Origin of the sequence: Amycolatopsis sp. NPDC001319 (genome assembly GCF_042896185.1) — a bacterium.
Taxonomy (GTDB): Bacteria; Actinomycetota; Actinomycetes; order Mycobacteriales; family Pseudonocardiaceae; genus Amycolatopsis.
Genome location: NZ_JBIAWY010000019.1, coordinates 130,073 through 140,743 on the forward strand (window position 1 = coordinate 130,073; position 10,671 = coordinate 140,743).

12 protein-coding genes are annotated in these 10,671 nt (G+C 71.2%); 4 read left to right on the plus strand and 8 right to left on the minus strand.

What is annotated here, in order from left to right:
- Window positions 1–6 precede the first annotated feature (6 nt).
- Genes ACFY1H_RS45055 through ACFY1H_RS45065 form a run of 3 tightly spaced genes read right to left on the minus strand, consistent with a single transcriptional unit; the run spans window position 7 to window position 3,600 of the window.
- The gene (locus tag ACFY1H_RS45055; protein ID WP_386956213.1) at window positions 7–1,050 is read right to left on the minus strand and encodes an ABC transporter permease; all 1,044 of its coding nucleotides are present in this window, start codon (window positions 1,048–1,050) and stop codon (window positions 7–9) included.
- Window positions 1,043–2,086, minus strand: coding sequence for an ABC transporter permease (locus ACFY1H_RS45060; protein WP_386956214.1), 1,044 nt, complete (start codon window positions 2,084–2,086; stop codon window positions 1,043–1,045). The genes ACFY1H_RS45055 and ACFY1H_RS45060 overlap by 8 nt, the downstream gene beginning before the upstream one ends.
- Window positions 2,083–3,600, minus strand: a complete 1,518-nt coding sequence (locus ACFY1H_RS45065) for a sugar ABC transporter ATP-binding protein (protein ID WP_366589031.1) — start codon at window positions 3,598–3,600, stop codon at window positions 2,083–2,085. The genes ACFY1H_RS45060 and ACFY1H_RS45065 overlap by 4 nt, the downstream gene beginning before the upstream one ends.
- A 202-nt stretch (window positions 3,601–3,802) precedes the next feature.
- Between ACFY1H_RS45065 and ACFY1H_RS45070 the strand changes: the two genes are divergently transcribed.
- Window positions 3,803–4,804, plus strand: coding sequence for a LacI family DNA-binding transcriptional regulator (locus ACFY1H_RS45070; protein WP_386956221.1), 1,002 nt, complete (start codon window positions 3,803–3,805; stop codon window positions 4,802–4,804).
- A gap of 45 nt (window positions 4,805–4,849) precedes the next feature.
- Here the strand turns inward: ACFY1H_RS45070 and ACFY1H_RS45075 are convergent, their stop codons facing one another.
- The gene (locus ACFY1H_RS45075; RefSeq protein ID WP_386956215.1) at window positions 4,850–5,587 is read right to left on the minus strand and encodes an SDR family oxidoreductase; all 738 of its coding nucleotides are present in this window, start codon (window positions 5,585–5,587) and stop codon (window positions 4,850–4,852) included.
- A 38-nt stretch (window positions 5,588–5,625) separates the two neighbouring features.
- Between ACFY1H_RS45075 and ACFY1H_RS45080 the strand changes: the two genes are divergently transcribed.
- Together ACFY1H_RS45080 and ACFY1H_RS45085 are read left to right on the plus strand one after the other, a co-directional pair.
- Entirely contained in the window at window positions 5,626–6,540 is a 915-nt protein-coding gene (locus ACFY1H_RS45080) for a substrate-binding periplasmic protein (protein WP_386956216.1), read from the plus strand.
- Between the two features lies 1 nt (window position 6,541).
- Entirely contained in the window at window positions 6,542–7,387 is an 846-nt protein-coding gene (locus tag ACFY1H_RS45085) for a substrate-binding periplasmic protein (RefSeq protein WP_386956217.1), read from the plus strand.
- A gap of 45 nt (window positions 7,388–7,432) precedes the next feature.
- Here the strand turns inward: ACFY1H_RS45085 and nadE are convergent, their stop codons facing one another.
- Window positions 7,433–8,275, minus strand: a complete 843-nt coding sequence (gene nadE, locus ACFY1H_RS45090; RefSeq protein WP_366589022.1) for an ammonia-dependent NAD(+) synthetase — start codon at window positions 8,273–8,275, stop codon at window positions 7,433–7,435.
- A gap of 90 nt (window positions 8,276–8,365) precedes the next feature.
- On the opposite strand from nadE, the gene ACFY1H_RS45095 reads away from it, so the two are divergent.
- Window positions 8,366–8,731, plus strand: coding sequence for a hypothetical protein (locus ACFY1H_RS45095; RefSeq protein WP_366589019.1), 366 nt, complete (start codon window positions 8,366–8,368; stop codon window positions 8,729–8,731).
- A gap of 19 nt (window positions 8,732–8,750) precedes the next feature.
- Here ACFY1H_RS45095 and ACFY1H_RS45100 read toward each other — a convergent pair whose 3' ends face one another.
- Genes ACFY1H_RS45100 through ACFY1H_RS45110 form a run of 3 tightly spaced genes read right to left on the minus strand, consistent with a single transcriptional unit; the run spans window position 8,751 to window position 10,248 of the window.
- Window positions 8,751–9,317, minus strand: a complete 567-nt coding sequence (locus tag ACFY1H_RS45100; protein WP_386956218.1) for a TetR/AcrR family transcriptional regulator — start codon at window positions 9,315–9,317, stop codon at window positions 8,751–8,753.
- 38 nt (window positions 9,318–9,355) lie between these two features.
- Entirely contained in the window at window positions 9,356–9,805 is a 450-nt protein-coding gene (locus ACFY1H_RS45105; RefSeq protein WP_386956219.1) for a hypothetical protein, read from the minus strand.
- A complete protein-coding gene (locus tag ACFY1H_RS45110; RefSeq protein WP_386956220.1) occupies window positions 9,802–10,248 on the minus strand; it encodes a hypothetical protein in 447 nt (148 codons plus the stop codon). Before ACFY1H_RS45110 ends, ACFY1H_RS45105 begins: the two co-directional genes overlap by 4 nt.
- Between the last annotated feature and the right edge of the window lie 423 nt (window positions 10,249–10,671).

Below are 10,671 nucleotides of genomic sequence, written 5' to 3' on the forward strand. Positions count from 1 at the left end.
TCTGGGTTACTGCTCGGCGCCGGCGAGAGCTCCGGCTTTCGGGGACGGGGATCGCCGCCTGCGCCGCTGCAGCGCGGCACGGGCGGAGGACAGGACGTTGGGCAGCAGCACGGAGATGATCAGCAGCACGCCGGTCACGATGTTGAGCGCCTCGTTCGACACGTCCTGCAGCCGCAACGCGTTCTGCAGCGCCGAAAGCAGCACCACCCCGCCGAGCACGCCGGGCAGTGTGCCCTTGCCGCCGAAGATCGAGACGCCGCCGAGCAGCACCGCAGCCACCACGGCCAGCTCCAGGCCGAAGCCGTTGTCGGCACGGGCGCTGGAGTAGCGCAGCGTCCACAGCACCCCGGCCAGCCCGGCGACGGCGCCGCTGACGACGTAGAGCCAGAACTTCGTGCGCCCGGTGCGGATGCCGGCGAAGCGGGCCGCGGTGTCGCTCGCGCCGGCCGCGAACACGCCGCGGCCGATCGGGGTGGCGTGCAGGACGACCCCGAAGACGATCGCGAGGATCACCAGTGGCACCAGCACGTTCGGGATCGAGCTGCCGCCGATCGTCCCGGTGACCCAGGCGGTGTAGGACTGCGGGAAGTCGGCCACCGCGCTGTCGCCGAGCACCACGAACGCGAGGCCGCGGTAGAGGGCCATGGTGCCGATCGTGACGGCGAGCGACGGCAGCTTCAGCACCGTGACGAAGAAACCGTTCACCGCGCCGAGGATCGCGCCGAGCACGATGCACAGCGGGATGATCGACTCGATCGTCAGGCCGGAGTTCCACAGCGAGCCCATCACCGCGGACGTGAGCCCGAGCGTGCTCGCCACCGACAGGTCGATCTCGCCGGTGACGATGATGAACGTCATCGGCAGCGCCATCAACGCGATCGGCAGCAGGTCCAGCAGCAGGAACGTGTAGTTGCGGCCGGTGCCGAAGTTGTCGATGGTGCCCGACGCGACGAGCAGGACCACGATCGCGATCGCGATGACGGCGACGTCCCAGCTCGCGAGCCGCGCCAGCCAGGCGGGGCGCCGCGCGGCGGTGGTGGGGTCAGACATGGGAGTCCCTCTTCTTCAGTGCCTTGGCGACCCGCACGGCGACCAGCCGGTCGGCGCCGATGGCCAGCAGGATCAGGGCGCCGACGATCGCCTGCTGCCAGAACTGGTCGATGTCCAGCACGGCCAGCGCACTGCCGATCACCGTCAGCAGGAGCGCGCCGAGGCTCGCGCCCCATACCGAACCGCTGCCGCCGAACACGGCGACCCCGCCGACGACCGCGGCGGCCACGACGTTGAGCTCGTACCCCGTGCCGGCCGCGGCGTCGACCGTGCCGAACCGGGCGGCGAAGAGCACCCCGGCGAGGCCGGCCAGCGCTCCGCTGACGAGGAACGCGATGGTGGTGTTGCGGCCGACCTTGATGCCGGCCAGCTGGGCGGCCTGCGGGCTCGAGCCCATGGCGTACAGCTCACGCCCGCCGCGGTAGTTGCGCAGCACGATGCCGGCGATCACCATCACGAGCACCGCGATGAGCACCAGCCACGGGATGCCGAGCACCGACGCGTCTCCGAAGTCGAGGAACGAACGCGGCAGCTTGTCGGCGTTGATCTGCTGCCCGCCGGCCCAGAAGTAGACCGCGCCGCGGAACGCGTACAGCGTGCCGAGCGTGACGACCAGGGCCGGGACCCGGCCGAACCGCACGACCGCGCCGTTGATCAGGCCGCACGCCGCGCCGACGACCAAGCCGGCGAGCAGGGCCACGATCACCGGCAGGCCGGGGTTGTCGCGCAGCATCGTGCCGACGGCGAAGGCCGACAGACCGAGCACGGACCCGACGGACAGGTCGATGTTGCGCGTGATCATCACGACGGCCTGCCCGACGGCCAGCACCGCGAGGATCGCCGTGCCGAGCAGGATGTCGCGGATGCTCTGCCCCGAAAGGAACCGGGAGTTCTGCGTCGCGGTGAACACCACGATCACGATCAGCGCCAGCACGATGCCCGACTCGCGGGCCTTGAACACGGTTCCGAACACCGATCGCCGCGCCCCCGGGCTCGCCTGGCGGGGCGGCGGGGCCGCCACCTTCGTCGCGTTCACGCCACAGCTCCCTGTCCCATCGCCGCGAACATCACCGAGTTCTCGTCGGCCTCGGCGCGCGGGATCTCCGCGACGATCCGGCCTTCGCGCATCACCAGCACCCGGTCGGCCATGCCCAGCACCTCCGGCAGCTCCGACGACACCATCACCACCGCCACGCCTTCGGCCGCCAGCGCGGACATCAGCCGGTGCACCTCGGCCTTGGTGCCGACGTCGATACCGCGCGTCGGCTCGTCCACGATCAGCACGCGCGGCGCCATCGCGAGCCACTTGGCCAGCACCACTTTCTGCTGGTTGCCGCCCGAGAGCGTGCCCACCGCGTCGCCGAGGCGGCCGTACTTGGTGCGCAGGCGTTCGGTCCAGCGCAAGGCTTCCCGGCGCTCGCCCGGGCCGAGGAGCAGGCCGAGCTTCGACAGCGCTCTCGCTCGCGGAAGTGTCACGTTGCGCTCGATCGAGAGGTCCATGACGAGGCCCTGCTGCCGGCGGTCCTCCGGCACGAGTGCCATGCCCGCCGCCATCGCCGCGCGCGGCGAGTGGGGCTTGAGCTTCTTCCCGTTGAGCCGCACGACTCCGGCGTCGCGTTCGTCCACTCCGAACACCGCCTGGACCACTTCGGACCGACCGGCACCGACCAGCCCGGCGAACGCGACGATCTCGCCCGCCCGCACGGAGAACGACACGTCGCGGAACACGCCCTCGCGCGTCAGACCGTCCACTTCGAGCACCACGGCGCCGGGTTCCACGTCCTGCTTGGGGAAAAGCGCGTCGAGGTCACGTCCGACCATGCGGCGCACCATCTCGTCCACGGTCACGTCTTCCATCGCGTCGGTGGAGACGTGGCGGCCGTCGCGCATGATGGTCACGCGCTGGCACAGGTCGACGATCTCCTCGAAGCGGTGCGAGATGAACATGATGGCCGCGCCCTCGTCACGCAGCGCCCGGGCCACGGAGAACAGGCGCTCGACCTCGACCAGGCTCAGCGCGGCGGTCGGCTCGTCCATGATGAGCACGCGCGCGTCGGCGCTGAGCGCCTTGGCGATCTCCACGATCTGCTGGTCGGCGATGGACAGCCCGCGCGCCGGGCGGTTCGGGTCGATGCGCACGCCGAGGCGGGCGAAGAGCCGTTCGGCCTCGGCGCGGATCGCCGAGCGGTCGATCATCCCTAGCCGGCCGCGCGGGTGGCGGCCCATCACGATGTTCTCGGCGACCGTGAGATCGGGGAACAACGTCGGTTCCTGGTAGATCACCGCGATGCCCGCGGCTTTCGCGTCGGCTGGTGAGGAGAACTCCACTTCCCGGCCGTCCAGGAGCAGCTCGCCCTGGTCGGGACGGTGCACACCGGCCAGCATCTTGACGATCGTGGACTTGCCCGCGCCGTTCTCGCCGACCAGCGCGTGGGCCTCGCCGGCGTAGAGGGGGAAGGAAACGCCCGCGACCGCCGCGACCGCGCCGAACGACTTCGTGACCCCGCGGACCTCGAGCAGTGGCACTCGGTCGCGCTCCTGCCGCGTCATCGCGACCTCCGGGATTGAAAGGTTTCACAAACCTGGCGCGGTGACGCTACTATGCGTTCGAACGGGAAGTCAATGACGGCGATATCTCGACGTTGTCGCGGTTTTTCAGGCAGTGACCCGTGATTGTCACGTTTCAACACAGGGTGGGGTGACAGTGGAAGACTCGAGCGAGGTCGTGACCCCCGCACCCCGCGCGGCCGGGATCAAGGACGTGGCCGCGGCCGCCGGCGTCTCGCTCGGCACGGTGTCGAACGTGCTCAACCGGCCCGAGCGCGTGAGCCCGAAGACGCGGGCCAAAGTGGAGGCCGCGATGGCGGCGCTGGGCTTCGTGCGCAACGAGTCCGCGCGCCAGCTGCGCGCCGGGCACAGCAGCGTACTCGCCTACGTGATGCTCGACGGGCGCAATCCGTTCTTCACCGACGTCGCCGCGGGCATGGAGGACGCGGCCGCCGCGGACGACCTGTCCCTGTTCGTGTGCAACAGCGCCAACCTCGTCGAACGCGAGACCGCCTACCTCCGCCGGCTCGAACAGCAGCGCGTGCAGGGCGTTCTCATCACCCCGGTCGACCCGGACTCCCCCGCCCTCGCCGAGCTCGCGCGCCGGGGCACGCCGGTGGTCATCGTCGACCGCAAACGCCCCGGCACCGACCACTGCTCCGTCGCCGTCGACGACGTCCGCGGCGGCGAGCTCGCCGCCCGCCACCTGCTCGACCAGGGCCACACCCGCATCGCCTTCGTCGGCGGCCCGCTCACGCTCGGCCAGGTCCGTGACCGCCGCGAGGGCGCCCTGCGCGCCTTGCTCGCGGCCGGCCTGGGCCCCGACCACCTCGTCGACCTGGCCACTCCCCAGCTCACCGTCGAGGACGGCAGCAACGCGGGCCAGCGCCTCGCCGGCCTGCCGTCCGCCACCCGCCCGACCGCGGCGTTCTGCGCCAACGACCTGCTCGCCCTCGGCCTCCTGCGCAGCTGCGCGGCGCTGGGCATCTCCGTCCCGGCCGACCTCGCCATCGTGGGCTACGACGACATCGACTTCGCCGCGGCCGCCACGGTGCCCCTCACTTCCGTCCGCCAGCCCCGCCACCGCCTCGGCCGCACGGCCGCGGAGCTGCTCATCCAGGAGACGTCGGACCCGGGACACGTGCACCGGCAGGTGACGTACCTTCCGGAGCTGGTGGTGCGGGCGTCGACCCTGCGGACGAAGTAGGTCCATTGTGGATGACCGGTCATCCACAATGGACCTACTTCGGGATCATTCGGGCACGCGGGTGATCTCCGGCTGTTCCACCCCGTGCGGAATGTCGAACGACTCCTCCCCCGTCCGCAACAGCCGCACGATCACCCCGGCCACGTAGTCCGGGCTCTGCACGACCATCCCCGGGATCGGCGAAGCGCCGAGCTTGAACAGGCCGTCCGCGAACTCCGTCGCGGTGATGGACGGCAGCAGCAGCGACACGGCGATCCCGTCGGCGGCGAGCTCCTGCGTGAGCACCGCGCTGAGCATGTTCACGGCCGCCTTGCTCGCCGCGTAGGCACCCACGCCGACCGCGACGCGGCGGGTCGTGCCGGAGCTGACGTTCACGATGCGGCCGAAGCCCTGGCGCCGCATGGCGGGCAGGACGGCCTGCGTCACGGCGAGCAAGCCGACGACGTTGAGTTCCAGCGTCGCACCGAAGGCGGCGGGGTCGACCTGGTCGAGGGGGCCGTGGAGGCTGGCGCCGGCGTTGTTGACCAGGCCGTCGATGCGGCCGCGCCGGGCCAGGGTGGCGTCGACGAGGGCCGCCACCTGCGCGGGATCGGTCACGTCGGTGGGGACGGTGAGGGCGCCGCCGAGCTCGTCGCCGAGTGCGGCGAGCCGGTCGGCGCGGCGGGCGGCGAGCACGGGGAACGCGCCCGCCGCGTGCAGGCGCCGGGCGGTCGACGCGCCGATTCCCGAGGAGGCGCCGGTGACGATGACCGTTTTGCCGGCCAGGTCGATGAGGTCTGTCATGCCACGACGTCTACCAGACGCGGAGGCGAACCCGGCAGTTGACAACCTGGTCTTATGAGCCTAAGAAATACCAGACCACCGAGCCCGCGCCCGCGCGCCGGTGTCTGGAGGGAGCTACGGCAGCTCTGCGGATCCGGCGGATCCTGATCGCGACCACCGCACTCGTCTCGCTCGCCGCGTGCGGGTCGGGCGGCCAACCCGACGGCTACGGGCTGGCCGAACCCGGCACCATCACCGCGGGCGTCACGGCCGGCGACGCCCCGTTCGTCTCCCCCGACGCGACCGGCAAGCCGGTGGGCCTGCTGGTCGACCTCAACGACGTGATCGCCCAGCGGATGGGGCTGAAGATCACCTACCGGACGACCACCGTCAGCGCCGGGTTGCCGCTGGTCACGGCCGGGCGGCTCGACCTGCTCGCGATCGGCATGCTGCCGACCGCCGAGCGCAGGAAGAGCGTCGACTTCACCAAGCCGTTCTACCTGGCCTCCGACGACGTCGTGGTCCGCACCGGCTCGGCCGTGAAAGGCGCGGGAGACCTCGCCGGTCGACGCGTCGGCGCGGGGCTGGGCAGCGCGCAGGCCGACTTCGTGACCGCGAAGATCCCCGGCGCCTCCCTCATCTCGCAGCCCACCAACAGCGCGGGCGTGACCCAGCTGCTCAACGGCAATCTCGACGCGATGGTCCTGGCCTCCACCGTGGTCCCGACCGTGCTCCAGGAGAACCCCGGGCGGGTCAGGATCGCCTACTCCGCGCCGCACGAACAGGCGTCGGCGATGCCGGTCAACCGCAAGCTCACCGCGTTCGAGAAGGCCTACGGCGATCAGCTCAAGACCACGATGGACGACGGCACTTTCCTTCGCCTGTACGACAAGTACTTCCCCGGCGAGCCCTACCCGGCGCAGATGTTCACGTACTGGCCCCAGCTCCGAGACCAGATCCAGAAGGGCAGATGAAATGCGCCGACGATTCCGCGCCGCCTTCGCCGCGGCCGCGCTGCTGACCGTTTCCGCGTGCGGCGGCGGGGGTTCCGCGAGCCCGGACCCCTACGGCCTGGCGGTACCCGGCACCATCACCGCCGGCGTGCCGCAGGGCGACGCGCCGTTCGTGTCACCCGACGCGAGCGGCAAGCCGGCCGGGATGCTGATCGACCTCAACGACGTCATCGCGAAGCGCATGGGCCTCAAGATCACCTACAAGCTCTCCACCGTCGGCGCGGGTCTGCCGCTGGTCACCGCCGGCCAGTACGACATGATGATCGCCGACCTCACGATGTCCGAGGAACGCAAGCGCAACGTCGCCTTCACCACGCCGTTCTACGTGGACGCCAACGACGTGCTGGTCCGCTCCGATTCCCCGGCCAAGACCGTCGCCGACCTGAACGGCAAGCGCGTGGGCGTCGGCATCGGCAGCGCACAGGCCGATTTCGCCGCGAAGACGTTGCCGCAGGCCAGTGTCGTGAGCGTCCAGACGAACGCCACCGGTATCGACCAGCTCCTCAACGGCACCCTCGACGGCTTCGTCGTCAGCTCCGTGCAGGCCATCACGGTCTTCACCCAGCACCCCGGGCGGCTGAAAGTCGGTGTCTCCGTGCAGAACCCGCTGCCGGAGGCGATGGCCGTCCGAAAAGGACTCGACAGGTTCCTGACCGACTACGACAAGCAGCTCGCCGCCGTGGTCGACGACGGCACGTTCCTCAAGCTGTACCGCCGGTACTTCCCGGGGCAGGAGTACCCGAGCTCGCTGTACCAGTACTGGCCTTCGCTGCAAGCGCAAGTCCGGAAGGATCCCGCGGGCAAGTGACGACGGCGGCCGGGTTCACGGACCCGGCCGCCGTTCACCCTCGGGTCAGCTCCGCCACCAGTCCTCGAGCGGGGTGACCGGCACGGTGCGCTTGTGGCGCGTCCGGAGGAAGATCGACTCCACCTTCTCCGCGACCGCCGGGGTCACGTCGAGGCCTTCCAGGTAGTCGTCGAGCTCGGCGTACTTGAGGCCCAGGGCCACCTCGTCGGGCAGGGCGGGCCGGTCGTCCTCGAGGTCGGCGGTCGGCACCTTCTGCCAGACGCTCGGCGGCGCGCCCAGCTCCTGCAGCAGCGCGGCGCCCTGGCGCTTGGTCAGCCCGGTCAGCGGCGTGAGGTCGACGCCGCCGTCGCCGTACTTGGTGAAGAAGCCGGTGACGGCCTCGGCCGCGTGGTCGGTGCCCACGACCAGCAGGTTCAGCTGCCCGGCGATCGAGTACTGGATCACCATGCGCTCGCGGGCCTTGATGTTGCCGCGCACGAAGTCGCGCAGGCCGGGCGCGTGGCCCAGCAGCTCGCTCATCCCGAGCGCGGCCTCCGTCGCGACGGCGTCGGCGCCGGGCTTCACGTTCACCGTGACCGAATGGTCGGGCTTGATGAACTCCAGCGCGATCTGCGCGTCTTCCTCGTCGGCCTGCACGCCGTAGGGCAACCGGACCGCGACGAACGTGGCCTCGTGCCCCTCCTCGCGCAGTTCCTCGCTCGCCAGCTGGCAGAGCCGGCCGGTCAGCGAGCTGTCCTGGCCGCCGCTGATGCCGAGCACGAAGCCCTTGGCCGGCGTGGAGCGCAGGTAATCCTTGAGGAAGTCGATCCGCTGCCGGATCTCGGCTTTCGGCGTGATGACCGGCTTGACGCCGAGCTCGGCGAGAATCTGCTGCCGTAGGTTCTCCATTCGGCGTACTTTACTGGCGCCCGCCGCCCGGCCGGCCACCGCGCCGCTAGCCTCGGCAGGGCCCTCCTCCACCCGAAAGGAGACCCGCCGGTGGCCATCCTCTCGCTCGGCCTGCACCCTGCCGCCCTCGACTACAGCCGCCACCCCGGCCTCGACGAGGCCACCCTCACTGCCCGCATCACCGCCGGCGAGGCCGCCGTGCGCGACGCGGGCTTCGACTTCGTGCCGTGTTACGTCCCGGCCGACCCCGACGCGGCGGAGCGGCAGGTGCGCGACTGCGTGGCCGCGAACCCGGTCACCGCGGCGATGATCGGCGCGGGCGTGCGCATGGCCGCCGAGCACACGCTGCTGTTCGAACGGCTCGTCAACGTCCTGGTCGAGCTGGTCCCCGGCGTCACCTTCTGCTTCAACACGTCCCCGGAATCCACCCTCGACGCGCTGCGCCGGGTGGTCTGAGCACTGTCCTCTCCGGACCTCAGCGCGGCTCGCCGCCGAGAATCTCCTGCGCCAGGGCGAACAACTCGTCGGAACCGGCGGCCGCGAGGTACGGCAGGGTCCCCGCGTGCCGGCCGAGGATCACGCCGATCAAGGCGGCCGACAGGACCTCGGCGCGCAGCTCGGGGTTCGCCACACCCTCGCGCACGAACCGCTCGCGCAGCGGGGTGAGAACCCGGTGGCCCAGTTCCGCGAGCGCGGCCTCCTGGGCTTCCGCGTTGTCGTAGGGCCGGATCGCGGCCTGCAGGATCGGACCCGGCCCGCGCGTACCCGTGCGTTCGATCAGGTCCTTCAGCCGCGCCGGTTCCAGGACATCGGGGAGCTGCGCGCCCGGTTCGCCCTCGGCGCGCAGCACGGCGATGAACAGCTGCGCCTTGCCACCGAAGTAGCGCGCGATCATCGTCGGGTCGACCCCGGCGCGTTCACCGATGTCCCGAGCCGTCGTCTGGTCGTAGCCGCGGTCGGCGAACAGCTCGGCGGCGGCGGTCAGCAGCCGATCGCGGCTCGCCGCCGCGTCGCGACGGCGGGGAGACGAAGAGTCGGGCATCCCGTGCTTCCTTGCGTGCTGGGGTGATCTCGCGGATTTCAGTCGAGGCTGCGCGCGGGCTCGTGCCACCACGTCAGCAGGTCGTCGGACAGGCCGTCCGCCTGCCGCGCGCCCGCCTCGGCCCCGACGTCGATGAACCGCGCGTCGACAAGATCGTGGGGCTTCTCGTAGAACGGATCCGCCGTGATCACCCGTATGCGGTGACCTCGTGCGGTGAGGAAAGCCTCCTCCCGCGCGAGATTTGCGGACGGCATCGGCGCCACCACGAGCACCCGGCCCGGCTCCGCGGCACCGCCTTCGTGCCACTGCGGATCGACGGCCAGGTCGGCGTTGGTACCCGAGCGCACGCCCCGGTCGACCCAGGTCGCGCCGGCCACGCGCACCGGCGGTGCGACGCCCGGCGCCGCCGACGAACAGGCCACCGCCACGGCGACGGAGATCCCGTCCGCCGTCGACCACCCGCGGGCGAGGCCGGTGTCCGTGCTCACCGCGGTGATCCGGAGCCGGCGCGGCCACGGGCCGGCCGGCAACGCCCAGGACCACAGCTCGTCGGCCTGCTCCGCCGAAATCGGCGGCACCGCGGCGATCGCGGCCGCCCGATCCGCCGCGCCCGCTCGGGTCCCTCCGAGGTGTCCTGGGCGAGGCTCTGGAACAGCGCCCGGTCCCCTTGCCCGGCGGCGACGTTCCGGGCGCGCCAGGCCGCGCGCTCCCGCATCTTCGCCGGCACCGCCGTCAGCCCGGCCGGCTCCATCGTCAGCCACGCACCGACGATCGACCCGGCCGAGGTGCCCACGACGACCCCGGACCCGGACAGCGGCAGGCCCGCGGTCTCCAGCCTGTGCACCAGCGCCGACATCCACGCGGCGCCGACCGGACCACCGCCGCCGAGGACGAGCGCGGTCGGCGGAGGAGCCTCGTGGGATCGGGACATGGCACGTTCTCCTTCACGGTTGCCGAGACACGAACCACCCCGCTCGCGGGCTTGCGGGTACCGTCTCCCACTTAGTCTACGCCTGATGTCTACAGACGATGTCTACCGCTGTGGACTTTCTCCCGGGACGAGCCTGTCCCCGGCGGTGGTACTCACGGCGTCCGCCCGTTCGGCAAGGGCAGGTTCGGACCTTCTTCCGTCGCAATACTCGAGGCACAGCCACGCGGGACCGTCCACGTGCGACTCCGGCATCGGTCGCCGAGCCGGGAGAAGGAGATTTCCCATGACCCCCACCACTTCCCGCACCGGCCACTGCCTCTGCGGCGCCATCACCTACCGCTTCGACGCCGAGCCCACCGGTGTCGTCCTGTGCCACTGCGACGACTGCCAGCGCCACACCGGCTCGGCGTTCTCGCAGAACGT

Excerpts from the sequence above, each read along its gene's own strand:
- ACFY1H_RS45055 (WP_386956213.1), bottom strand. The coding sequence starts at position 1,050 with ATGTCTGACCCCACCACCGCCGCGCGGCGCCCCGCCTGGCTGGCGCGG.
- ACFY1H_RS45065 (WP_366589031.1), bottom strand. The coding sequence starts at position 3,600 with ATGACGCGGCAGGAGCGCGACCGAGTGCCACTGCTCGAGGTCCGCGGG.
- ACFY1H_RS45075 (WP_386956215.1), bottom strand. The coding sequence starts at position 5,587 with ATGACAGACCTCATCGACCTGGCCGGCAAAACGGTCATCGTCACCGGC.
- ACFY1H_RS45085 (WP_386956217.1), top strand. The coding sequence starts at position 6,542 with ATGCGCCGACGATTCCGCGCCGCCTTCGCCGCGGCCGCGCTGCTGACC.
- nadE (WP_366589022.1), bottom strand. The coding sequence starts at position 8,275 with ATGGAGAACCTACGGCAGCAGATTCTCGCCGAGCTCGGCGTCAAGCCG.
- ACFY1H_RS45100 (WP_386956218.1), bottom strand. The coding sequence starts at position 9,317 with ATGCCCGACTCTTCGTCTCCCCGCCGTCGCGACGCGGCGGCGAGCCGC.
- ACFY1H_RS45110 (WP_386956220.1), bottom strand. The coding sequence starts at position 10,248 with ATGTCCCGATCCCACGAGGCTCCTCCGCCGACCGCGCTCGTCCTCGGC.